Source organism: Gemmatimonadota bacterium, from assembly GCA_041390125.1.
Lineage (GTDB): Bacteria > Gemmatimonadota > Gemmatimonadetes > Longimicrobiales > Gaopeijiaceae > JAGQIF01.
Genome location: JAWKQN010000006.1, coordinates 71,454 through 96,095, shown reverse-complemented (window position 1 = coordinate 96,095; position 24,642 = coordinate 71,454). Strand labels below are relative to the sequence as shown.

Sequence of the window (24,642 nt, the reverse complement as noted above, 5' to 3'; positions counted from 1 at the left end):
TGCGGGGTGGGGTGCGGGGAATCGATCACCACCGGGGGTCTCCACGGAGAGGAAGGATGTACGAACGCTTGACACGGGGTCTCACGACAGGTGTGGCGGCGCTGCTGCTCGCCTCGTTCCTGCCGTCGTTCGCGGCGGCCCAGGAACAGACGGCTTCCGCGCGCTTCCGCGTGCTGGTGCCGAACTTCTGGCCCGCCGAGGGCGGGAACAAAGGGCTCGGGGAGAAGGTCGCGGAGGAGCTCCGTGATCTGATCAACGATTTCCCGACCCACCAGCCGATCGACCGGAAGGACCTGCGGGACGTCCTCAAGCAGAACCGCGTGGACGAGGACGATCTCGACTGCATCAAGGCGCGTCAGCTCGCGAACATCGCGAACGCCGCCGTGGTCGTGTGCGGCAACGTCACGCCTGCCGGTGGAAAGGACTCCCAGATCGACGCCCGCTTCATCGACGTGGCGACGGGTGAGGAGTTCAACGTGCCGCCGATCACCGTGGGTGAGAAGGGTCAGGAGGAGGCGGCCAGCCACATCTCCGAGTCCTTCCGCACGCTCGTCGAGCAGCAGCGCTACGCGCAGTTCTGCGCCGAGTACGCGCAGAGCCAGCAGTGGGAGAGCGCGCTCGAGAACTGCACCCGCGCCATCGAGTTGAACCCGAACGGCACCGCGTCGCTCTACACGCGTGGCTTCGTGTACAACTCGCTGGAGCGCTTCGACGAGGCCATGCAGGACTTCCGCGTGGTGCTCGAGAAGAACCCCATCCACGAGAACTCGCTTCTCGGCGCGGGCTACGCCGCGGTCAAGATGGGGAATGCCGAGGAGGCGCGCGGCTTCTACAACGACTACCTCGAGCTGTCGCCCGGCAACGTCCAGGTGCGCATGAAGGTGGCGTTCGACATGGCGCAGGCCGGGGATCCGTACGGCGCCATGCAGACGGTCAAGGCCGGTCTGGAGCTCGAGCCCGAGAACGCCGACCTGCTCGAGCAGTACGCGCGCTACGCCATCGTGGCCGCCACCGCCGCCGCCGGGCCCAACCCGAACGAGGTGACGGACGAACAGCGTCAGCTGCTCCAGGAGGGCCTGGACGCCTACTCCAAGGTGCTGCCCATGCGGGGCACGGATGCCAACGTCACGGACATCCGCAACCGCATCGCGGCGTTGCAGCAGCTCGGCCAGCTGCCCGAGGCCATCTCGGCGGCGGAGCAGGCGCTCCAGACGCACGGCGAGGAGGCCCAGCTGTGGTCGCTCTACGCCGACGTGCTCAAGCGGGCCGACCGCCTCGACGACGCCCTCGTGGCGCTCGATCGGGTGCAGGCCATCGACGCCGAGTACGCGAATCTGCTCGCGCGGAAGGGCCTGTGGCTGATGGAGGCCGGTCGGACCGACGAGGCCATTCCGATCCTCCGCACCGCCGTGGACAGCGGCGAGCAGTCCGGGGACGCCATCGCCAACATGCTGTTCGGCGAGGGCTACCGGGGCGGCGTGCAGGAGCAGAACTTCGGCAAGGCCATCCAGCTCTTCGACCACGCCTCGAGCTTCGCACAGAGCTCGGAGGTCAAGGACCAGGTCGGATTCTGGAACGGCTACGCCCGCTACAAGATGGGTGAGGCCATCCAGAAGCCGCAGACCCTGGAGACGGCGCAGCGCGCGCTGCCCTACTTCCAGCGGGCTCTGGAGCTGTTCACGGCGCACCGCGCCTATGAGCGGCAGCAGAACGTGAACATCGACCAGTACATCAAGAATTCGACGACCTTCATCGAGATCCAGGAAGCCATCATCAAGCGTGGCTCCTGACCGGACGGGACCGGACCGGGCGTCCTAGCCCGGTCCGGCCACCCCCCGACAGGGAAGCGGACTTCCGTTCCCATCCGTAGGACCCCGACGCCCCGGAGCCTCGTGCTCCGGGGCGTCTTCGTTTCCTCCCCCTCCCGCGCCCCACCCCCGGGCGGATCGGCCCATCAGGGCGCAGGTCCGCCGTTTTCCGCCCCTGCCTTCCCGTCCCCCGCCATGGGCCGGGCTTGCTCGCGTTCCCCCTGGTCCCTATCTTGCCCCACTGTTTGCCACGACGTACCACCTCATCCCACATCGGTGGCTTCGTGTCGGGGTTTCTCGGGCGCTACGAATACACGCTGGACGACAAGGGGAGGGTCAGCCTCCCCGCCGCCTTCCGCCGGCAGGTGGAGGGGGAGTCCTTCGTGCTGCTCCAGTGGCAGAGCCCGGCCCTGACGCTGTTTCCGACCTCGGCGTGGTCCGAGGTGAGCCGGCGACTCCTGGAGTTCCGACGGTCGTCGCCGGAGGCTCAGGACCAGGTGCTGTGGATCACCGCCAACGCGGTGGACGCGACCCCGGACAAACAGGGGCGGATCCTGGTGCCGTCGTGGCTGAAGGAGGCCGCGGGACTGGAGGGGCCGGTCCTGGTGGTCGGAGCGCTGGACCGCATCGAGCTCTGGAACCCCGCCCGCTTCGCGGAGCGGGCCCGGGCGGCGGCCGGTCCCGACTTCGATCGCTTCGCGCTCAAGATCTTCGGATGAGGACGGCGCCGTGTCGTACCACGAACCCGTGCTGGCGGATGCCGTCCTGGAACACCTGGGACCGCTCGGGACCGGCTGGGTCCTCGATGCCACCGTGGGCGGGGGAGGCCACGCGGCGCGGATCCTGGAGCAGGCCACGGAGTGCCGTCTCCTGGCCGTGGACCGCGATGCCGAGGCACTCGCGGAGGCGCGGGATCGGCTCCAGCCCTTCGGGGATCGGGTGCGGTTCGTGAACGCGCGCTTCGACGCCGCCCTCGACGTGGCCGGAGTGCAGGACGGCACGCTCATCGGAGCGCTGCTGGACCTGGGGGTGAGCTCCCATCAGCTGGACGAGGATCGTCGGGGCTTCACCTTCCGTCCCGGTGCCCCGCTCGACATGCGCATGGGCGGGGAAGGGGAGAGCGCCGCCGATCTGCTCGCGGACGCCTCGGCCGACGAGCTCGGTCGCATCTTCCGCGAGTACGGCGAGCTCCCGCGTGCTCGTGCCCTCGCGCAGGAGATCGTGCGACGACGGGGTGGCAGCCCCCTGACCACGAGCGACGACCTCGTCGCGGCCCTGTCCCGCGCGCTCGGGCGCTCCGCGTCCATGGGGGAGAAGGCCCGCACCTTCCAGGCGCTCCGCCTGGCCGTGAACGACGAGCTCGACGCCCTGGAGCAGGCGCTGCCGCGCATCCGCGACGCGCTGGCTCCTGGCGCCGCCCTGGTGGTGATCTCCTACCACTCGCTCGAGGACCGGCGCGTGAAGCATGCCTTCCGCGCCTGGTCGCAGGCGTGCGTATGCCCGCCGGGCCTTCCCGTGTGCGTGTGCCGTGGCCGGCCGCTGGGCGAGACCCTCACACGCTCTCCCATCACCGCCTCCGACGAGGAGGCCCGGACCAATCCCCGCGCACGCTCGGCCAAGCTGCGCGCCTGGAGGGCCGCTGCATGAGCCGCACCTCGGTTCCCGTCCTGGTGGCCATCGCCATGGCCTGCTTCCTGTCCGCGTTGAGCGCCGTGGCATGGCGTCAGGGCCGGGCGCGCCTGGTGATGCAGGCCCGCGAGCGCATCCGCACCGAAGTGCTCCTGGAGCGCGACGAGCGCACCGACCTGCTGCAGAAGATCCGTGTGCTGGAAAGCCGTCCCCGCATCCGTGCCGCGGCGGGCGAGCTGGGGCTCCGTCCCCCCCGTGAAGACGAGATGGGCTTCGTATCCCTGGAGGAATCGTGACCCGCCGCTCCACCCCGCGCGTCTCGCCGGCGCGCGCCGGACGCCCCGCCGGGCGTCGCCGCTTCGTCCTGGCGTTCTGGCTGCTCGCCGGACTCGTGCTCGTGCTGCGCGCGCTGCAGGTGCAGGTGGTGCAGGGGCCCGCGTGGAGTCAGGTGGCCGAGAACCAGCAGCGACGCACGGTGAAGGTGCCCGCCGCGCGCGGCAGCATCCTCGATCGCAACGGTGCGGCCCTGGCGGCTTCCCAGGAGCGCATGCGCGTGGCCGTGGCCCCCTCCGAGATCAAGGACCGTGAGCAGGCCGAGGCCCGTCTGGTCGAGGCGCTCGGCATCTCCCGCTCCGAGGCCCGCAGCGTGGTGCGCAGCGAGCGCCGCTGGAAGTACGTCCCGGGGGATTTCTCCCCGTCCGTCCGGGAGGCGTTCGAAGGGGTCAGCGGCATCCATACCGAGCGCGTGATGCGCCGCGTGTATCCCGCGGGCATGCGGGGCACCGTGCTGCTCGGCACGCTGCAGGACGGCCAGGCCACGGGCGGCATCGAGCAGATGTTCGACGAGATCCTCTCCGGCGAGCCCGGCGAGGAGGTGAGCGCACGCGATGGCGGGGGCCGCGAGATCCCCGGAGAGACGTGGATGGTGCGTCCGCCGGTCGCAGGCGGGAGCGTGGCGTTGACGCTCGACCAGGATGTGCAGGAGATCGCGGTGGAGGCGCTGCGCGCCCAGATCGCGAGCACCCAGGCCAGCGGGGGCGACCTGATCGTGGTCGACCCGCGCACCGGTGAGGTGCTGGCCATGGTCTCCCTGCGTGCGGACAACAAGCCGGCCCTCTCGGCCATCAACGCGCCCTACGAGCCCGGCTCCACCATCAAGCCGCTCATCGTGGTCGCGCTGCTCGAGCACGGCGTGGCCCGCCTGTCCGACTCCATCGACACGGGCAACGGTACGTGGACCGTGAACGGACGCACCGTCCACGACACCAGCCCGCACGGGCACTTCACCCTGGCCGACGCGCTGCGCGTGTCGTCCAACGTAGGACTGGCCAAGGCGGCGCAGGCACTCACGCCCGAAGCGCTGTACGGATCGCTGCGCGACTTCGGTCTGGGCACCTACACGGGCGTGCCGTTGGCCGGGGAAGGCCGGGGCGTGCTGCGCGACCCGTCGCGCTGGTCGGGCCAGTCGGCGGTGTCGCACGCGATCGGATACGAGGTGAACGTCACCCCGATCCAGATGACGATGGCGTACGCTGCGCTCGCCAACGGCGGCAAGCTGATGGAGCCGATCCTGGTGCGGGAGGTGCGCGACGCCACCGGCCGTGTCGTGGAGCGCGGGCGTCCGCGCGTCGTGCGCTCGGTGGCCAGCGAGGAGGTCGTCGCCTCCGTGCGCGAGGTGCTGGTGGACGTCGTGGAGGACGGGACGGGCACGCGGGCGGCGATGTCCACGTTCCGCGTCGCGGGCAAGAGCGGCACGTCGCGCGCCTATGGCGTGGGCGGCTACGAACCCAACGCGTACTACTCCTCGTTCGTGGGGTTCTTTCCCGCGGACGATCCCCAGCTCGTCGTCTACGTGAAGCTCGACCGGCCCCGCGGCGCCTACTACGGCGGCTCGGTGGCGGCGCCGGTCACGCTCGCCACGCTGGAGTCGATCCTGGCGGCGCGTGGGACGCCGCTCGACCGGAGCGCGCTGGCGCAGACCACGCGGCGCGCCGAGGCGGCCCCGGTTCCCAGCCGCGTGCGTGGACCCTTCCGCTTCGCCGGTCGCGGTGCGCCGGAGCCGGCGCCCGTCCCGCCCAACCCGTGGGCGGCCCTGCCGTCTCCGGAGCCGGTCCCCGCGGCGACGCCGACGGAGGGAGCGCTCCGCGTGCCCGACCTGCGCGGGCTCTCCGCCCGGGTGGCCGTGCGGCGCCTGCACGCATCCGGCTTCCGGGTGCGCTGGAGCGGGGAGGGGATCGTCTCGGGCACACGTCCGGGAAGCGGCAGCATCGCCGCGCCCGGCGACACGATCCAGATCGTGGCCTCGAGCTCCCGCGACGGGAGGCGCGCCGGACGGCCGTGAGCGACATGCCCCTCCGTCTCGCGGCGCTCGTGACCGAGCTCGACCGGGAGGGTCTCCGGGTCGAGGTGGTCGGCGAGGGCGACCCCGTCCTGGAAGGGGCGGCGCAGGATTCGCGCGCCGTGCGGAAGGGCGATCTGTTCCTCGCGTGGGCGGGCACCGCGTTCGACGCGAACGATGCCGTCGAAGAGGCCGCGCGGGCCGGCGCCGTGGCCGCCGTGGTGGAGCGGGTCACGCCGGGGCTGTCGATCCCGCAGCTCCTTGTGCGGGATGGCCGCCGCGCGGCCGCTCTGGCTGCGGCGCGCGTCTACGGCGCTCCCGCCGACGCGCTGCACCTGGTGGGGATCACCGGGACCAACGGCAAGACGACCACCGCGCTGCTGACGCGCGCCCTGCTGTCGTCCGCCGGCCCCTCCGCCGCCATCGGCACCTTGGGGCTGGTCCAGCCCGACGGCCGGGTGCGCCCCGGCACGGAGGCGCTCACCACGCCGGGCCCCGTCGAGTTGGCGCGTTGGATGCGCGCGCTCGTGGACGAGGGCGTCCGCTCCGTCGCCATGGAGGTGTCCTCGCACGCGCTGGAGCAGCGCCGCGTGGACGGGCTGCGCTTCGCGGCGGCCGTCTTCACGAACCTCACCCAGGACCACCTGGACTATCATCCGACCCTGGAGGCGTACGTCGCCGCCAAGGCCCGGCTCGCCACGCTGCTGCGGCCCGACGGCTGGGCCGTCGTCAACGCCGCCGAGCCCGCCTTCGCCTCCGTGCGCTCGGGGGCTCGCGTGCGCACCTTCGGGTGTGAGGTGCCGGCGGATCTGACTGCCACCGACCTCGCGCTGGACGCCACCGGCTCGCGCTTCCATCTGCGCTGGCAGGGCACCTCCGCTGCGGTCCACCTGCCGCTGCTCGGCCGCTTCAACGTCGAGAACGCGCTCGGTGCCGCGGCCGTGGCCCTGCTGGCCGGGTTGGACCTGGCCGACGTGGCCACCGGCCTGGACGCGGCGCCGCAGGTGCCGGGTCGCCTGGAGCGCGTGGTGGACCACCCCTGCCCGGTGCTGCTCGACTACGCGCACACGCCCGACGCGCTGGACAACGTCCTGGAGACGCTGCGTCCGCTGACCCGCGGCCGCTTGATCGTGCTCTTCGGCGCCGGTGGGGACCGCGATCCCGGCAAGCGGCCTCGCATGGCCGAAGCCGCTGCGCGGTGGGCCGACCTCGTCGTGGTCACGTCGGACAATCCACGGACCGAGGATCCGGATGCCATCATCGACCAGATCCTGCCGGGCATCGGGACGGCGTCGTACGAGCGGATCACCGATCGTACCGCCGCCATCGGCCGGGTCCTGGACCTGGCCCGGCCCGACGACCTCGTGGTCCTCGCGGGGAAGGGGCACGAGCAGTATCAGGTGATCGGTCGCGAGAAGCGCCCGTTCGACGAGCGCGCGCTGGTGCTGGCGCACCTGGGGAGGGCGGGAGCATGACGCCGTTCCGGTGGTCCGACCGCGAGGTGCGGCGCGCGCTGGGCCTGCACGCGGGCGAGGACGAGCCGACCTACGGGCGCGTCTGGACGGACACGCGCTCGGTGGCGGAGGGCGACCTGTTCGTGGCGCTCGTGGGCGAACGCTTCGACGGGCACGACTATCTGCACGAAGCGGCGCGCGCCGGTGCGCGCGGCGCGGTGGTGGCCGCGGAGCGGGCCGACGTGGCGGCCGACGCGGGCCTGCACACCTACCCGGTGCAGGACACGCTTATCGCGTTCGGCCAGCTGGCGCGCCATCGGCGGCGTGCGCTCCCGGCGCGCGTGGTGGGCATCACCGGCTCGAGCGGGAAGACCACGACCAAGGACCTGTGCCGGGCCGCCGTGGGCGAGGAACGGCGGACCTGGGCCACGGTCGGGAACCTGAACAACCGGGTGGGCGTCCCGCGCACATTGCTGGATGCGCCCACCGACGCGGAGGTGGTACTCGTCGAGATGGGCACCAACCTGCCGGGCGAGATCGGCATCCTGACCGCGATCGCCGAACCCGGGCTGGGCATCGTCACCACGGTGGGCGAGGCCCACCTGGAGGGACTGGGCTCCATCGAAGGCGTGCTCCACGAGAAGCTGGCCCTGGTGCGCGGGCTCCCGGAGGGTGCCACGGCGCTCGTGGGCGATGAGCCTCCCGCCCTGGCCGACGCGGCCCGCGCCACGGGCCGCCGTATCCGCGTGGCCGGGTGGGGCGCGCGCGCCGACGCCGACCTGAGGCCGGTCGATGCGCACATCGGGGGCGAAGGCGGCACGCGCTGGACCTGGCAGGGCCACGACGTGCATCTGGCGCTTCCGGGCCGCGCCGCCGTCACCGACGCGCTGCTGGCGCTCGGGGCGGCCCGTGAGCTGGGCGTCGACGGCGCGGCTGCCGTGCGGGGCCTGGCGGGTGTGACCGCCTCGGGGATGCGCGGTGAGGTGCGTCGGCTGGGGTCGCTGCGGGTGATCGTGGACTGCTACAACGCCAATCCGCAGTCGGTGCGCGCCGCGTTGGAGCTGTTGGCCACGCTGCCGCACGCCGGAGCGCGCATCGCGGTGCTCGGGAGCATGCTGGAGCTGGGCGAGCGGTCGGATGCGCTGCACCGGGCCCTGCTGGACGAAGCGCTGCGGGGCCCGATCGACCGCGTGGTGGCCACCGGCGCGTTCGCAATCGCAGCGGCGGCCCTCCCCGCCTCCGATCGCCTGCTCGTGCACGCGGACGTGGACGGACTGGCCGGGCGCCTCGTGGCGACGCTGGACGGGACCGAGCTGGTCCTCCTCAAGGGCTCGCGCGGCGTGCGTCTGGAGCGCGTGCTGGAGCCCCTCACCTCCGCTTTCGGCTCCCGGGAGGGCTGACGTGCTCTACCACCTGCTCCCGCAGTTCGCCGACGTGCACATCGTCTTCAACGTCTTCCGCTACCTGACGTTCCGGGCGGCGGGCGCCGTGGTGACGTCCCTGCTCCTCGCGTTCCTGCTGGGGCCCATGACCATCCGGTGGCTGCGTCGCCTGAAGGTCGGGCAGGTCGTGCGCGAGCTCGGACCGCAGACGCACCTGAGCAAGGCCGGCACCCCCACCATGGGGGGCGTGCTGATCGTCTCCGCCGCCGCGCTGTCCACGCTGCTCTGGGCGGATCTGACCACCTGGTATACGTGGATCGCGCTCCTCGCGCTGCTCTGGATGGGCGCGCTCGGCTTCCTCGACGACTACCTCAAGGTCGTGCGCGGTCACTCCAAGGGCCTGGTGGCCCGCTACAAGCTGATCGGGCAGTTCGCGTTCGGGCTGGGGCTGGGCCTGCTGCTGGTGCTGCGGCCCATCTGGGGCACCGTGGCGCCCAACGCCACCATGGTCCCGTTCTTCGCCGAATGGCTCGCCGTGTTCGCCGTCCCGGTCTACGTCGGCTTCGTGGCCTTCATCGTCGCCGGCTCGTCCAACGCCGTGAACTTCACCGACGGTCTGGACGGGCTCGCGTCCGGTCTGTGCGCCATCGCGCTGATCGTGTTCGGCATCTTCGCCTACCTGATCGGCCGCGTCGACACGTCCGCCTACCTGGGTCTGCTCTACCTCCCCCGGTCGGGCGAGCTCGCGATCTTCTCGGCCGCCCTGGCCGGTGGCGCCATCGGCTTCCTGTGGTACAACGCGCACCCCGCCGAGGTGTTCATGGGGGACACCGGCTCCCTCGCGCTCGGCGGTGCCATCGGGACGCTGGCCATCCTGCTCAAGACCGAGTTCCTGCTCGCGATCGTGGGCGGCGTCTTCGTGCTGGAGATGATCTCGGTCATCCTGCAGACGAGCTGGTTCAAGTACACCGCACGCCGCTACGGCGCGGGCCGCCGGATCTTCCGGATGGCTCCCATCCATCACCACTTCGAGAAGCTCGGATGGTCCGAGACCAAGGTGGTGATCCGCTTCTGGATCCTGGGCGTGCTCTGCGCGATGCTCGCGTTCAGCACCCTGAAGATCCGCTGAGTCGCACGTGAACGTCGCCATCCTGGGTCTGGGTGCCAGCGGGGAGTCCGCCGCGCGTCTGGCCCGTCACCACGGGGGAGAAGCCTATGTCTCCGAAGCGCGTACCGATGCTGCAACTGCAACTCGTGCAGACGAGCTCCGACGCACCGGCATCGACGTCGAGCTCGGCGGGCACGACCTCGAACGGATCGCCGCGGCGGACCTCGTCGTCGCCAGTCCCGGCATCCCCCCCAGCGCTCCGGTGCTCGCGGCGCTACGAGATCGGGGCGTCCGTTGGATATCTGAACCTGAGTTCGCCGTTCGGTTCCTGCGCTCGGCACTGATCGGCGTCACCGGCACGAACGGCAAGACGACGACGTCCGCGTTGATCCATCACCTGCTCGCGGGAGAGGGCCGCTCGGTGGCGCTCGGCGGCAACATCGGCGCCGGTCTGGGACCGGCGGCGTCGGCGCTGGCGCTGGAGCACCCGCAGGCGGACTGGTGCGTCCTGGAGCTGAGCTCCTATCAGCTCGGTGCCGTCGAGACCCTGAAGGTGGACATCGGCGTCGTGACCAACCTGGCGCCCGACCATCTGGACCGGTACGCCAGCGTGGAGGCCTACTACGCCGACAAGGCCGGGCTCTTCAACCGGGCGGACGCGCGCAGTCGTTGGGTGCTGGCGGACCAACCGGAGGTGGAGGCGCTCGCGCAGGGCGTACCGGGCGCCCGCTGGACGGTGAGCCTGGAGCGGCGGCCCGCCCGCGGTGCCTTCCTGGACGGCGCCATGCTGACGCTGGCGCTGGAGCAGGGAGACGAGCCGCTCGTCGAGCGCGGACAGCTGCGCATCCTGGGCCTGCACAACGTGCAGAACGCGCTGGCCGCCGCGCTGACCGCGCGTCTGGCCGGTGCCAGCCTGTCCCACGTGCGCGAGGCCCTGGTGTCCTTCCGTCCGCTGCCCCACCGCCTCGAGCCCGTGGCCGACCGGGCCGGCGTGCTGTGGATCGACGACTCCAAAGGGACCAACGTGGCGGCCGCGGCCAGTGCCATCGCGAGCGTGGAGCGGCCGCTCGTGGTGCTGCTCGGCGGCGTGGACAAGGGCGAGTCGTTCACACCGCTCCTGGCGCCGCTGCAGGCGCGGGCACGGGTGGCCATCGTGTACGGAGCGGTGCGCGACCGGCTGGAGCGCGAGCTCGGCGCGGACGTGCGCGTCGTGCGCGTGGACGGCCCCTTCGAGGACGTGGTGGCGCGCGCGCGCGCGCTGGCCCAGCCCGGAGATGCCGTGCTGCTCAGCCCCGCCACGGCCAGCTTCGACATGTTCGACAACTACGAGCACCGGGGCCGCCGCTTCCGCGCCCTGGCCGAGGAGGAGGAGACGCGTGGCACCGCGTGAGGACATCGCGCCGGCCAACCCGGTGCGCTTCGTCGAGACCGGCCTGGGCCGTGGCTGGGAGCCGGCGGCGATCCTGGGTGTGACCCTGGTCCTGCTTTCATTCGGACTGGTGACGCTGTACGGGACCAGCTCGCTGATGGCGCAGCGCATGGGTCTGCCCGACTACCACTTCGCCCTGCAGCAGATCATGGCGGCCGCGCTGGGGCTGACCGCGCTCGTCGTCTGCGCGCGGATGCCGTACGGATGGTGGCGCCACCTCGCCTGGCCTCTGCTCCTGGTGACGTGGGTCCTGCTCCTGCTGTGCATCCTTCCCGGGACGGAGGCCATCGCGCCCCGCATCAACGGCGCGCGGCGCTGGATCCGCCTGGGCGTGAGCATCCAGCCTTCCGAAGTCGCCATGTTCGTGCTGATCGTCTGGACCGCCGGTCTGGCGGTCCGCAAGCAGGAGCACTTCCGTAGCTTCAGCCGCGGGCTCATGCCGTTCCTGGTCGTGTGGGGCGCCATGGTGGTGCCCGTGGTCCTCGAGCCCAACCTCTCCACGTCCGCCCTGATGCTGATGGCGTCGGGCCTGGTGGTGTTCGCGGCCGGCGGCCGCATCGGCCACTTCGTGCTGCTGGGCCTCGCGCTCCTGCCCGCGCTGATCGCCCAGTTGCGCGTGGACTTCCGCGCCGACCGCCTCCAGGCCTTCATGAACCTCTCCGCCGACCCGGCCGGCGCCGGCTACCAGGTGCGGCAGTCCCTGGTCGCGCTCGGCTCGGGAGGACTGACGGGTGTGGGCTTCGCCGAAGGGCGCCAGAAGTTCGGCTTCCTGCCCGAGCCCCACACGGACTTCATGTTCTCCGTGATCGGGGAGGAGTGGGGCTTCGCCGGCGTGACCGTCCTGGTGCTGCTGTACCTGACCCTCGTGCTGTTCGGCTTCCGGGTCGCGCGCCGCGCGCCCGACCTGTTCGGCGAGCTCCTCGCGGTGGGCCTGACCAGCCTGATCGCCCTGCACGCCATCCTGCACATGGCCGTCGGCCTGGGGTTGGTGCCCTCCACGGGCCTCCCGCTTCCGCTGATCTCGTACGGGAAGTCGAACCTCGTGATCACGTTGGCGGCGATCGGCGTGCTGATGTCGATCGCACGCGGCAACGCCTGGTCCCGCGCCTGACGTGGGCACGGAGCGGATCGTGGTCTTCTCGGGCGGTGGGACCGGAGGGCATCTGTATCCCGCGCTCGCGCTGGCGGACGCGTTGGCCGCGGAGCGCCGTGACGTGCGTCCGCGCTTCGTGGGGGCACAACGGGGCCTGGAAGCCCGCGTGCTGCCAGAGCGGGGGCACGAACCGCTGCTGCTCGACGTGGAGGGCTTGGCGCGCTCCCGTCCGCTCCACAACGTGACGGTGCTCCGCAAGCTGGTCGCGGCGGTACGGGCCACGGCGGCGCGCTACCGTGCCTGGCGGCCCGACCTGGTGGTCGTGACCGGCGGGTATGCCGCGGCACCCGCGGGTCTGGCGGCCGTGGCGCTGCGCGTCCCGCTGGCGGTCCAGGAGCAGAACAGCGTGCCGGGGGTGACCACGCGGCTGCTGGCGCGCTGGGCGCGGCAGGTGCACGTGGCCTTTCCCGAGGCCATCGGCCGACTGCCCGCGCCCGCCCGCGGGCGCGCCCGGGTGTCGGGCAATCCCATCCGCACCTTCCCCGACGTGCAGGCCACGGAGGCGCGCACGCGGTTGGGACTGCCGGAGCAGGGCGTCCTGGTGCTGGTGGCGGGCGGCAGCCAGGGATCGCGCGCGCTGAACGCGCGCGTGCTGGAGGCCGTCACCGCCGTCACGGAAGGACGGCTGGCGCGCCCCCACGGCATGCAGGTCCTGTGGTCCACGGGCCCGGCGCACATCGCCGACGTCGAGCAGCAGCTGGACGCACTCGGCGCGCCCGTCTGGGTGCACGCGCGCGCCTATCTGGACGACATGCCCCTCGCGCTCCGGGCCGCCGACGTCGCCGTCAGCCGCGCCGGCGCGATGGCCACGTCCGAGTATCTGGCCGTGGGCCTGCCCGCGGTCCTGGTCCCGCTCCCCACCGCTGCGGCCGATCACCAGACGCACAACGCCGCGGCGCTGGACGCGGCCGGCGCAGCCGTCTGCCTGCGTGAGGCGGACACCAGCGGCATGGACCTGTGGGAGTGCCTGCTGTCCCTGTTGGCGGACCGGGGACGGCGGGACGGCATGGCGGTCCGGGCGCGCGAGCGCAGCCGACCCGCCGCCGCGCAGGAGATCGCGCGCGACCTCGCCACCCTGCTGCCTCCGGAGACGTCCCGTGCCGCCTGAGTCCGTGACCCCCTTCGTGCCCGGGGCCCGCGTGCACTTCGTGGGCGTGGGAGGCGCCGGCATGTGCGGCCTGGCGGAGGCCATGGCGCGCGCCGGGTACACCGTGACCGGCTCCGACCTCCTCCTGGGCCCCAGCGTGGACGCGCTGCGCGCGCTCGGCGTGCGGCTGTACCAGGGCCACGCGGCCGAGCATGTGGGAGACGCCACCCTGGTCGTGCGGACCGCAGCGACGGATGCCCGCAATCCCGAGGTGGCCGAGGCGGAGGCGCGGGGCGTGCCCGTCTTGAAGCGCGCCGAGGCGCTGGGCCGCTGGGTGGCGCGCGGACGCGTCGTGGCCGTGGCCGGCACGCACGGCAAGACGTCCACGACGACCATGATCACGGCCGTGCTCGCGGAGGCCGGGCTCGATCCCACCGCCTTCGTGGGTGGAGCCGTCCGGGCGTGGGGTGGAAACTACCGGGCGGGCGCCGACCGGCTGTTCGTCGTGGAGGCGGACGAGTACGACCGCTCGTTCCTGCACCTGGATCCGGACGTGGCCGTGGTCACGAACGTGGAGGCCGACCACCTCGACATCTACGGTGACGAGGAAGGCGTGCACGCGGCGTTCGGCGCCTTCCTGGGGAGGGTGCGGGGCGACGGCACGGCCGTGGCCTGTGCGGACGATCCGGGAGCCCGTGCGGTGGTGCAGGGCAGGGCGGACGCCGTCACCTACGGCCGCTCCGAGGGTGCCACGCTGCACGTGGCCGACGTCGAGCGCACCGCGGACGGGACGCGCTTCACGGTACGCGAGCGCGGGGCCGCGCCCGAGCCGCTCCAGATCCGCGTCCCCGGGCTGCACAACGTCCTGAACGCCACGGCCGCCGCCGCCGCGGCCCGCGCGTTGGGGGTCCCATGGGATGCCGTGCGGCGCGGTCTGGCTGGCTACACCGGCGTGGGGCGCCGCTTCGAGCGGGTCGGCAGCGCGGCCGGCGTCGACGTCCTCGACGACTACGCCCACCACCCGACCGAGGTGCGGGCCACCTTGGATGCGCTCCGGCAGGCCTTCCCTGAGCGGCGTCTGGTGGTGGTGTTCCAACCGCACCTGTTCTCCCGCACGCGTGACTTCCACGACGCGTTCGGAGCGGCGCTCGCGGGCGCCGACGTGGTGTGGGTGACCGACGTGTATCCCGCGCGCGAGCAGCCGCTCCCGGGTGTGACCGGCGCGCTCGTGGCCGACAGCACCCGGGAGCACGCCACCGGACCGGTGCACTACCACGCCGAGCTGGCCACGTTACCGGAGGCCGTGGCGCGCACGCTCGTGCCAGGCGACGTTTGCGTGACGCTGGGAGCCGGTTCGATCGAAACCGTCGGCTCCCGGCTGGTTCGTCTGCTCAAGGAGGAGTCCTGATGCGCCCCGCTCGTCGTCGCGTCCGCTGGTTGGGACGCTTCGCCTTCGCCCTGCTGGTGAGCTCCGCGCTCTGGCTGCTGGCGCGCCAGACGCCGCGTCTGCTCGGACGCCTCGCCCTGTTCGAGCTGCAGAGCTTCGAGGTCACGGGTACGCGCTACCTGACCGGCGTCCAGGTGGCCGAGGCCGCCGGCGTGACCGACGGGGCCAGCCTGTGGGACGACACCGGCGAGTGGGAGGAGCGCCTGCGCGCGCACCCTCTCGTCGAAGCCGTGCGCATCCACCGCCGGCCGCCCGGCACGCTGCTGTTCGAGATCGACGAGAACACGCCGGTCGCGTTCGTCGCGTCGCCGACACTCGAGCCCATCGCGCGGGACGGCCGCCTGCTTCCCATCGATCCCGCCCTGCACCGGCTCGACCTGCCCGTGCTGCGCGCTTCGCTCGATCCTGCGGACGAGCGCTTCGCGTCCTCGGGCAGCCTGCGGATCCTGCTGGAGGAGCTGCAGAGGCTCGAGAGCGTGGATGCGGAGTTCCGCGAGCGCATCTCCGAGGCGTGGTTGACCGAGCGCGGCGACGTCGGCATCCGTCTGGTGGCACCCGCCGTGACGTTCTATTGGCGCGCGCCGCTCGGCATGCGTCGTCTGGCGGAGGGCATGTCGGCGCTCACGCACGCCTTCGAGGCCGAGCGCGGCACCCCCACCGAGGTGGACCTGCGCTACGCGGACCAGGTGGTCGTCCGCGTGGGACGGACCCGATGAAGTCCCACCTGGTCGCGGGTCTCGACATCGGGACCACGAAGACCTGCGCGGTCCTGGCCGAAGTGCCGGCCGACCCGCGTCAACGACATCAACTGCAGGTCGTCGGCGTGGGTCAGGCACGCACGGAAGGCATGAAGAGCGACGTGGTCACCCACATCGACGAAACCGCGGAGACCGTACGCGCCGCTCTGCGCGAGGCCGAGGTCATGGCCGGGGTCAGCGTCGACCGGGTCTACGCGGGCATCGCGGGCGCGCACATCCAGACGGGTGCCTCCCTGGGGGTGGTCGCGGTGGGCGGGGAGGAGATCGGGATCGACGACGTCGAGCGCGTGCACGAGGTGGCGCGGGCCGTGGCGCTGCCGCCCGACCGCGAGCTGCTGCACGCGCTCCCGCAGGACTACGTGGTGGACCACCAGGGCGGGATCGTCGACCCGGTCGGGATGACCGCCACGCGCCTGGAAGCGGACGTATATCTCGTCACCTGCGGCGCACAGGCTGCGGGCAACCTGCGCAAGGCCGTCTCCAAGGCGGGCTACCGTGTGCAGGAGCTCGTGCTGGAACCGTTGGCGTCCGCGCGCGCGGTGCTGACGGAGGACGAGAAGGAGGTCGGCGTCGCCATGATCGAGATCGGCGCCGGCACCACCGACATCGCGGTCTTCCACGAAGGCAAGCTCCGTCACGTCTCCATCCTGCCGCTGGGCGGGACCACCGTGACCAACGACCTCGTGCGCGGCCTCTCCGTCCCGTTCGCCGAGGCGCAGCGCGCCAAGGAGACCCACGGGATCGCCGTCTCCCGGCTCACCGATCCGCAGGAGACCGTGGAGTTGCCGGGGCCGGGGCCGGGGCAGGTGCGGCAGGTCGCCCGGGAGCTGATCGCGCACATCGTCGAGCAGCGGCTGGACGAGCTGCTGGGTCTGGTGCAGCAGGAGCTGGAGTCGTTGCGGGTGGCCGAGCGCCTCGGCGCGGGAGTGGTCCTGACGGGCGGGACGGCTGCCATGCCCGGCATGCTGGAGCTGGCGGGTCAGGTGTTCGCGGCGCCCGCCCGGATCGGGGCGCCCGGGGAGGGCCTGAGCGGCATGGCCGACGCCGTGGCCCGTCCGCGCTTCGCCACGGCGGCGGGCCTGGCGCTGCGGGCCTCCGATCGCTTCCACGAGACGGGGGAGGGGTCCACCACCCGGGCGTCGGGGATGGTCTCCCGGGTGGGCGCGTGGTTGCGGGAGTTCTTCTAGCGTAGGGCTGCGTGCCGCGCGCGCCGCAGGAGGTCGTGGCCGGTCGCGGACCGGTCACGGGGATACCGAGGACCGCCACCCTCTCCACCACAAGGGGAGGGATGGCGCAAACGCCGACCCCACTAGATATTGGGGTCCGGCCTCACACTGGGCACAGTGCGCGCATGCGCAGCGGAGGAGATCGATGATCTTCGAGTTCGAGGAGCCGCCGATCCGGCAGCCCCGCATGATCGTCGTCGGCGTCGGTGGCGCCGGCGGGAACGCGGTGAACCGGATGATCGACGAAGAGCTGGAAGGCGTCGATTTCATCTCCGCGAACACGGACGCGCAGGTCCTCAAGGGCTCGCGGGCCCATCACGTGGTGCAGCTCGGGAAGAAGCTGACGCGGGGCCTGGGCGCCGGCGCGCGGCCGGAGATCGGCCGTCAGGCCATCGCCGAGAGCTCGAGCGAGATGCGCGACCTGATCAAGGGCGCCGACCTGGTGTTCGTGACCGCCGGCATGGGTGGAGGCACGGGCACGGGCGCCGCGCCCATCGTGGGGGAGCTGGCGCGCGAGATGGGGGCGCTGACCATCGCCATCGTGACCCGGCCCTTCTCCTTCGAGGGTCGCAAGCGGATGCGGCAGGCCGAGCAGGGCCTGCAGGAGCTCCGCCGCACCGTGGACACCATGATCGTGGTGCCCAACGACCGGATCCTGTCCGTCGTGGGGAAGGGCACTTCGTTCCGGGATGCGCTCAAGAAGGCCGACGAGGTGCTCTTGCATGCCACCCAGGGCATCAGCGACCTGATCCGGGTCAGCGGCGAGGTCAACGTGGACTTCGCGGACGTGCGCACCATCATGGCGTCCCGCGGCCCCGCGCTCATGGGCTCGGGCTTCGGGGAGGGCGAGAACCGGTCGCAGGAAGCGGCCCAGGAAGCCATCTCCTCGCCCCTCCTCGACAACGTCTCGATCCGGGGCGCACAGGGGGTGTTGATCAACATCACCGGTGGAATGGACCTTGCCATTGACGAGGTCACCCAGATCTCTAGTATCATTCAGGAAGAGGCCGGGGACGACGCCGAGATCATCTTCGGCGCCGTGCACGATCCGGCTCTCGAGGGTCAGGTCCGGGTCACCGTCATCGCCACGGGGTTCGAGCAGGCGGGGGAGGAGATCCAGCCCCTGGTCCGTCCCGAGCCCCAGCGGCCGGCCGAACAGGCCCGCCCCGTGGCGCGGGCGGCGGGCGCCGACGCGGACGTGAAGCCGTTCCCGCGGTTTCCGGAGCGGATCGTCACGAAGGAACAGCTCGGCGAGCTCGACATACCGACGTTCATCCGTCGTCAGATGGACTAGCGGGCCGGCCGCCCCATCCACGGCGGCGCGACCGGGTGGGAACGGGGAGGCATGAAGGCAGGCACAGCGCTCATCGCCGGCCTGATCGGGGTCACGGTCCTGGCAGGCACCGGACTGGTCCGATCGGCTCGGACCGCACCCGACGCCGGGATGATCCCGGCGCTCGACGCCGAACCGCCCCTGGATCTGGACGTGCGCACGCTCGCGCGCGGTCAGACGCTGGGACAGGTCCTGGAGTCCGCCGCCATCCCGCTCGCCGAGCAGCAGGCGCTGCTGATGGCCTTCCGGGAGCAGGCCAGCCCGCGCCGCATGCGGGACGGCACCGAGGTCACCTTCCAGCGGCACGTCCGGGACGGCTCCCTCCGCGCCGTGGATATCGCCCTCTCCCCGGACGAGACCGTCCATCTGGTCCGTGAGGACGTGGGCGGCTGGCGGTCCCAGATCGTCGAGACGCCGGTCTGGATGGACACGGTCTACGTCGCCGGCGAGATCAAGGACGTGCTCTGGAACGCCGTGACCGGCAATCCGGGCCTGGCGTCCATGACGGTCGGCGACCGCGCCCTCCTCATCCACAAGCTCGACCAGATCTTCCAGTGGCAGGTGGACTTCTCCCGTCAGATCCGGGAGGGGGACTTCTTCCGCTTCGCGTTCGAGCGCCAGGTGCGGCCCGACGGCTCCATGCGCGAGGGCCACGTCCTGGCCGCCGAGCTGGTCAACCAGGGCACGCCGCTGCAGGCCATCTGGTTCGATCCCTCCGGGGACGGTCAGGGCAGCTACTACGACGCGGAAGGCAAGTCCGTGCGGCGCGCCTTCCTCTTGAAGCCGCTGGCCTATAGTCGTATCTCCTCACGCTTTACGCTGTCTCGCTTCCACCCGGTTCTCAAGACCTGGCGGGCCCACGTCGGCGTCGATTACGCCGCGGCGTCCGGGACGCCCATCATGGCCACCGCGGATGGGATCGTGGTCCACCGCGGTCGCCGCGGGAACTACGGGAACGCGGTCGAGATCCAGCACGCCAACGGCTTCCTGAGCCGCTATGCCCACCTGAGCGGCTTCGCGCCCGGCATCAAGGTCGGCGACCGCGTCCGCCAGGAGGACATCATCGGCTTCGTGGGCATGACCGGCCTCGCGAGCGGGCCGCACCTCCACTACGAGCTGCGCCGCCGCGGCGGGGCGCCCATCGATCCGCTGTCCGTGGACCTGCCCCAGGGCGATCCGGTCCCCGCCGAGGCCGCCGACGTGTGGAACGTCCACCTGGCGTCCAGCATGGGCCTCCTGGAGCGCCTGCCGTCCCAGCCGGCCACCACCGTGGCCGCGCTGACCAGCGCCGACCTGGACGAGAGCGGTCGGGTGCGACCCGCCTCGGCCACCGCATCGAGCGAGCCTCCGACGCGGTGACGGGCCTCCAGACCTTCGCGGCCTTCGGCGTGTGACCGCGACCGCCTGGGCCGTCCTTCTCATCGGCGGCGGGGCGCTGGTCCTCTTCGCCTCCTGGAACTACCGCGCCCGCGAGGTTCCCGTGGCGGGCCGGAGCGCGCTGACCGCGCTGCGGGCCGGCGCACTCCTGCTTCTCCTCCTGCTGCTGCTCAATCCCCGGCTCCCCTGGTCGCGTGAAGGCGCCGCGGACGCCTGGACCCTCCTGGACGTGTCGGCCAGCATGGCCGCGGCCGAGCGCGCCGCCTGGGAGCGTGCCGTGGGCGAGGCCACCGACACACGGGTCGTGGGCTTCGGCACCTCGCCGCGGGCCCTCGCGCCCGACTCGCTCGCGAGCGTGCAGCCCGACGAGGCCGACAGCCGTCTGGCTCCGGCGCTGCGGGTGGCGGCCGAGGGGGGCGCACGCAGCGTCCGCGTCACCAGCGACCTCCGCATCCCCGACCTGGGCCCGGCCCTGGCCGAGGCCGGGCGACTGGGTGTGGAGGTCGGATTCCTCGACACCGGTGAGCCCCTGGTCAACGCCGGGCTCGCGCTGTTCGAGGCACCCGAGGTCGGCGACGAGGACGGGTTCGACGTGGCGCTTTCGCTGTTCGGCGAGGGGACACGCGGGGACTCCGCTCGCATCGAGGTGCGCGAGGAGGAGCGCCTGGTCGCGGCGACCTCCGTGGCCCTGCCCGCGGCCGGGTCCACCGTCCGTGTGCCGCTGCGCCTGCCCGGTCCCACGGCCGCGGGTCCGCTCGTCCGCTACACCGCGCAGGTGCGGGTGGCCGCGGACGGCTTCGCCGACGACGACCAACGCGTCGCCTACGTCTTCCGCGAGGGGGAGGAAGGCGGGATGGTCTTCGCGTCGTTCCGCCCGGATTTCGAGCCGCGCTTCCTGGCGCCCGCCCTCCAGGCGGCCACCGGCCTGAGGCCCACCATCCTCCTGCGTGTCGGACCCGATCGCTTCCTGGTGAGCGGCGTCGAAGGTCCGGAGTCGGTCGCGCTGACCGAGGAGCAGGCCCGGCGGCGGCTGGAGACGGCCGACCTGGCCGTGGTCCACGGCGTCGGGCGCGACCGACCGGAGTGGCTGGACGCCTTCGTGGGCCGCGCCCCCCGCCTGCTGCTGCTCCCGGCCGCGCCCCAGGCCGTGGAGCCGTTGGGGCTGACGGCGACGGGCCCCATCGAGGCCGAGTGGACGCTGGAGACCGTCCTGCCGCCCAGTCCCGTGGCGGGGCAGCTGGCCGGCCTGGGGCTCGAGTCCGTCCCGCCGCTCGTGAGCGCCATCACGCTGGGGGACGGGCCCACCCGCTTCAGCTTGATCGAGGTGCGCCGCGACGGCCGCGGGCGCCCGGAGCCGGCGATCGTGCTCGGCGGCACCGGCACGCGCCGCTGGGCGGTGGCGCTCGCCGAGGGCTTCCACCGCTGGGCGCTGCGCGGAGGCGGGCCGGCCGAGGCGTACGACCGTCTCTGGGGGGCCGTGGGGGGCTGGTTGGTGAGCGGTACCACGGCGGCCGCGGGCGACCGGGTCCGCCCCGAGGACGCCGTCGTGGGCCGCGGGGATCCGGTCGTGTGGGTGGCACCCGGCCTGGCCGGGGACTCCGTCCGGATCACGCTCGAGGCCGAGGCGGCCTACGACACCGTGCTGGCCGTCGACGAGACCGAGCGCGCCACCATGGCGCCCCGGCCCGTGGGCCTGCACCGCTTCCGCGCCCGCCTGGCGGCGGACACCACCGCCCCGCCGCTCGGGGAGGGACGCTTCGACGTGGAGGCCTACACGGGCGAGCTGCGCACCCCGCCGCAGGACCCCGAGCGGGTCGGCGCCGAGGTCGGGTCCGGAGCCAGCGTGCGCATGCTCGGCCGCCAGCGCCTACGGACGAGCGAACTGCCTTATCTTCTCCTGATCGGCCTTCTCCTCACGGAGTGGATCGCGCGTCGCCGACGCGGGCTGCGCTGAGCCCAGCGGGCCCCCCGCCTCACTCCGACCCACCGCCCCACGCCCATGGCCCGACTGTTCCGCAAGCAGGACGAGAAGAAGAAAGGCATCTGGCAGCGCATCGTCGACCTCGCGCTCACGGACGTGCGCGTGGTCGCCAAGGGCGTGGACCAGGAGTCGCTGGAGCAGATCGAGGAGCGGCTCATCGCGGCGGACTTCGGGGTGCCGGCCACACTCGCGCTCGTCGACCACGTCGAGCAGCTCTTCCGCCGGGGCAAGGTGCGCACGGTGCCACAGCTCGAGGCGGCGTTGGCCGTGCGCGTGCGCGAGATCCTGGAGGAGGCGCCGGACAGCGTGCTGTCGGCGGCGGACACGGGACCCACGGTCTACCTGATCGTGGGGGTCAACGGCGTGGGCAAGACCACCTCCATCGCCAAGCTGGCCGCCCGGCTGCGGGCCGAGGGGCGCAGCGTCCTGCTGGCCGCGGCCGACACCTTCCGCGCCGGCGCCGTCGAACAGCTGCGCATCTGGTCGGGGCGGGTGGGGGCCGAGTTCGTGGCCGGTCAGTCCGGGGGCGACCCGGCCGCCGTGGCGTTCGACGGCATCGAGGCGGCCGTGGCGCGCGGGATCGACGTCGTGCTCGTCGACACCGCCGGGCGTCTGCACACGCATGGCGGGCTCATGGAGGAGCTGTCCAAGGTGGACCGCGTGATCCGCAAGCGGCTGCCCGGCGCGCCCCACGAGACCCTGATCGTGCTGGACGCCACGCTCGGGCAGAATTCGGTCCGCCAGGTGGACGCCTTCCGCAAGGTCGTCGATCTGTCCGGGATCATCCTCGCCAAGGCCGACTCGAGCGCCCGGGGCGGGATCGTGGTGGCCCTGGCCCAGGAGTACGGGCTTCCGGTCAAGCTGGTGGGCACGGGCGAGGGCATCGACGACATCCAGACCTTCCAGGTGGCCGACTTCGTCGAGGCGTTGGTGACGGCCTGACCCCCGGCGCGTTATCGTCGGCAGGTGACGTTCTCCTTGCTCGACCGGCCGATCCAGTTCCTCAAGGGCGTGGGCCCCGCCCGCGCCGAGTCCTTCGCGCGCCTGGGCGTCCGGACCGCCCGCGACCTGCTGTACTGGGTGCCGCGCCGCTACGACGACGCCTCCCGCGTCGATCCCATCCGCACGGTCGAAGTGGGCATGGACGTCACGGTGGTCGGGCGCGTCCTCTCCAAGGGCATCGTGCCCACCCGGAAAGGGCTGAGGATCTTCCAGGCCGTCCTCCAGGACGACACCGGCATGATCACCGCCTCCTGGCCGGGCCAACCCTGGTTGGATCGCAAGCTGGAGAAGGGGGACCTGGTGCTGGTGAGCGGCCCGGTGCGTTTCTTCCACGGCCGACAGATCCAACCCCGTGAGATGACCGTCCTGGCCCGGGCGGGGAAGGGGGACGACGCGGACGTCACCGGCACCATCTTCGTGAGCTATCCCGCGAGCGAAGAAGTGCCGCAGTGGGTGCTGCGCACGGTGATCGCCCGCAACCTCGACGCGTTGCTGGAGCAGGCGCGTGAGCACGAGGAGTGCTGGAGCCGAACGGAGCTGGGCGAGTTGGGCCTGCTCGGGCTGGCAGACGCGTTGGAGGCGCTGCACCGCCCCACGTCGCTCGACCGGGTGGAGGAGGGACGCCGCCGCCTCGCCTTCGACGAACTGTGGTTCCTGCAGCTCCTGCAGGCTCGCGCCCGCCATGAGGCCGTGCTTTCCGCGCCGGGCGTCGTGTTCGAGCGCAGCAACCGTCTCATCCGGCCCCTGCTGGAGTCGTTGCCCTTCAGCCTGACGGATGCGCAGGCGCGGGTGCTGAAGGACATCGTGGGCGACCTGGGGTCCGGTCGGCGCATGAGTCGTCTCCTGCAGGGAGACGTGGGGTCCGGCAAGACGCTGGTGGCGCTGTTCGCGATGGTCCTGGCCGTGGAGAGCGGATACCAGGCCGCGTTGATGGCGCCCACCGAGATCCTGGCCGAACAGCATACACGGCGCATGGGCGAGCTGCTCGAGCCCCTGGGCCTGGAGGTGGAGCTGCTCACGGGCCGGTTGAACACCGCGGAGCGCAAGCGCGTGCTGGGCCGCCTGGCCAGCGGAGAAGCACCCCTGGTGGTGGGCACACACGCGCTCATCCAGGAGGGCGTGACGTTCGCGCGCCCGGGCCTCGTGGTGGTCGACGAGCAGCACCGCTTCGGCGTGCGCCAGCGCATGGCGCTGGGTGGGCATGCCGAGCTGCCGCACACGCTGGTGATGTCGGCGACGCCCATCCCGCGCTCGCTGGCCATGGCGCTCTACGGAGATCTGGACCTGAGCGTCATCGACGAGCTGCCGCCCGGTCGGACGCCCGTGCGCACGCTGCTCCGCTTCTCCGGCAAGCGCGACGAGGTGTACCGGCTCGTACGCAAGGAGATCGAGAAAGGGCATCAAGCCTACGTGGTCTTCCCCCTCGTCGAGGAATCGGAGAAGGTGGACCTGCGCTCCGCCACGCAGGAGTACGAGCGGCTCGGACGCGACGTGTTCCCCGACCGGCGACTGGGCCTGCTCCACGGGCAGATGCCCGGGGAGGACAAGTACCGCATCATGCGCGCGTTCGCGGCCGGTGAGATCGACCTGCTCGTGTCCACGTCGTTGATCGAGGTCGGGGTGGACGTGGCCAACGCCTCCGTGATGGTCATCGAGCACGCCGAGCGCTTCGGGCTCTCGCAGCTCCACCAGATGCGCGGGCGTGTGGGTCGGGGAGCCGCCGAGTCCTTCTGCGTCCTGGTGGCCGAGCCGGGGGAGGTCGCGCTGGAGCGGCTCAAGGTGCTGCGCGACACGACGGACGGATTCCGCATCGCCCACGAGGATCTACGCATCCGCGGGCAGGGCGACATGTTCGGAGACCGGCAGCACGGGCACGATCCGCTGCTGCGCTTCGCGGACCTGCTCCGCGACGAGGCCCTCCTGGCCGAGGCCCAGCGGCGGGCCCGGACCGTCGTGGAGTCCGATCCCGCCCTGCAGCAGCCGCGGCACGCCCGCTTCCGGACCCTGCTGGAGGCGCGGCACGCGGATCGCCTGCGCCTCTTCCAGGTCGGATGATCCGGGCGCGCCGGCCGGATTGACAGCCGCCCCCGGGCGACGCAACCTCCGGCCTCGTACAGTCCCCATCCCGCA

At 72.2% G+C, this 24,642-nt stretch carries 19 protein-coding genes; all 19 read left to right on the top strand.

Annotation, left to right across the window (positions count from 1 at the left end):
• Positions 1-56: 56 nt before the first annotated feature.
• Entirely contained in the window at positions 57-1,790 is a 1,734-nt protein-coding gene (locus R3E98_06915; protein ID MEZ4423120.1) for a tetratricopeptide repeat protein, read from the top strand.
• A gap of 302 nt (positions 1,791-2,092) precedes the next feature.
• Positions 2,093-2,527: a division/cell wall cluster transcriptional repressor MraZ gene (locus R3E98_06910; protein MEZ4423119.1), complete on the top strand. Its 435-nt coding sequence runs from the start codon at positions 2,093-2,095 to the stop codon at positions 2,525-2,527.
• Positions 2,528-2,537: 10 nt separating this feature from the next.
• Positions 2,538-3,455: a 16S rRNA (cytosine(1402)-N(4))-methyltransferase RsmH gene (gene rsmH / locus R3E98_06905; protein ID MEZ4423118.1), complete on the top strand. Its 918-nt coding sequence runs from the start codon at positions 2,538-2,540 to the stop codon at positions 3,453-3,455.
• Entirely contained in the window at positions 3,452-3,733 is a 282-nt protein-coding gene (locus tag R3E98_06900; GenBank protein MEZ4423117.1) for a hypothetical protein, read from the top strand. The genes rsmH and R3E98_06900 overlap by 4 nt, the downstream gene beginning before the upstream one ends.
• Positions 3,730-5,778: a penicillin-binding transpeptidase domain-containing protein gene (locus R3E98_06895; protein ID MEZ4423116.1), complete on the top strand. Its 2,049-nt coding sequence runs from the start codon at positions 3,730-3,732 to the stop codon at positions 5,776-5,778. The genes R3E98_06900 and R3E98_06895 overlap by 4 nt, the downstream gene beginning before the upstream one ends.
• Before the next feature lie 5 nt (positions 5,779-5,783).
• Entirely contained in the window at positions 5,784-7,250 is a 1,467-nt protein-coding gene (locus R3E98_06890; protein ID MEZ4423115.1) for a UDP-N-acetylmuramoyl-L-alanyl-D-glutamate--2,6-diaminopimelate ligase, read from the top strand.
• Positions 7,247-8,629: a UDP-N-acetylmuramoyl-tripeptide--D-alanyl-D-alanine ligase gene (gene murF / locus R3E98_06885; GenBank protein ID MEZ4423114.1), complete on the top strand. Its 1,383-nt coding sequence runs from the start codon at positions 7,247-7,249 to the stop codon at positions 8,627-8,629. The genes R3E98_06890 and murF overlap by 4 nt, the downstream gene beginning before the upstream one ends.
• A gap of 1 nt (position 8,630) precedes the next feature.
• A complete protein-coding gene (gene mraY / locus R3E98_06880; GenBank protein MEZ4423113.1) occupies positions 8,631-9,740 on the top strand; it encodes a phospho-N-acetylmuramoyl-pentapeptide-transferase in 1,110 nt (369 codons plus the stop codon).
• Positions 9,741-9,747: 7 nt separating this feature from the next.
• Entirely contained in the window at positions 9,748-11,109 is a 1,362-nt protein-coding gene (gene murD, locus R3E98_06875; GenBank protein ID MEZ4423112.1) for a UDP-N-acetylmuramoyl-L-alanine--D-glutamate ligase, read from the top strand.
• Complete coding sequence (locus R3E98_06870; GenBank protein ID MEZ4423111.1) at positions 11,096-12,259, top strand: putative peptidoglycan glycosyltransferase FtsW; 1,164 nt, start codon at positions 11,096-11,098, stop codon at positions 12,257-12,259. Before murD ends, R3E98_06870 begins: the two co-directional genes overlap by 14 nt.
• A gap of 19 nt (positions 12,260-12,278) precedes the next feature.
• Positions 12,279-13,409 (top strand): undecaprenyldiphospho-muramoylpentapeptide beta-N-acetylglucosaminyltransferase, encoded by a 1,131-nt coding sequence (gene murG / locus R3E98_06865; protein ID MEZ4423110.1) that lies wholly within the window; start codon positions 12,279-12,281, stop codon positions 13,407-13,409.
• Complete coding sequence (gene murC / locus R3E98_06860; protein MEZ4423109.1) at positions 13,399-14,796, top strand: UDP-N-acetylmuramate--L-alanine ligase; 1,398 nt, start codon at positions 13,399-13,401, stop codon at positions 14,794-14,796. Before murG ends, murC begins: the two co-directional genes overlap by 11 nt.
• Complete coding sequence (locus R3E98_06855; protein MEZ4423108.1) at positions 14,796-15,551, top strand: FtsQ-type POTRA domain-containing protein; 756 nt, start codon at positions 14,796-14,798, stop codon at positions 15,549-15,551. The genes murC and R3E98_06855 overlap by 1 nt, the downstream gene beginning before the upstream one ends.
• Positions 15,548-16,780: a cell division protein FtsA gene (gene ftsA, locus R3E98_06850; GenBank protein ID MEZ4423107.1), complete on the top strand. Its 1,233-nt coding sequence runs from the start codon at positions 15,548-15,550 to the stop codon at positions 16,778-16,780. Before R3E98_06855 ends, ftsA begins: the two co-directional genes overlap by 4 nt.
• 184 nt (positions 16,781-16,964) lie before the next feature.
• Entirely contained in the window at positions 16,965-18,113 is a 1,149-nt protein-coding gene (gene ftsZ, locus R3E98_06845; GenBank protein ID MEZ4423106.1) for a cell division protein FtsZ, read from the top strand.
• Positions 18,114-18,164: 51 nt separating this feature from the next.
• Positions 18,165-19,511, top strand: a complete 1,347-nt coding sequence (locus tag R3E98_06840) for a M23 family metallopeptidase (GenBank protein MEZ4423105.1) — start codon at positions 18,165-18,167, stop codon at positions 19,509-19,511.
• Between the two features lie 31 nt (positions 19,512-19,542).
• The gene (locus R3E98_06835) at positions 19,543-21,483 is read left to right on the top strand and encodes a hypothetical protein (protein MEZ4423104.1); all 1,941 of its coding nucleotides are present in this window, start codon (positions 19,543-19,545) and stop codon (positions 21,481-21,483) included.
• 45 nt (positions 21,484-21,528) lie between these two features.
• A complete protein-coding gene (ftsY, locus tag R3E98_06830; protein MEZ4423103.1) occupies positions 21,529-22,452 on the top strand; it encodes a signal recognition particle-docking protein FtsY in 924 nt (307 codons plus the stop codon).
• Positions 22,453-22,488: 36 nt separating this feature from the next.
• Positions 22,489-24,567, top strand: coding sequence for an ATP-dependent DNA helicase RecG (recG, locus tag R3E98_06825; protein ID MEZ4423102.1), 2,079 nt, complete (start codon positions 22,489-22,491; stop codon positions 24,565-24,567).
• The last annotated feature ends 75 nt before the right edge of the window (positions 24,568-24,642 follow it).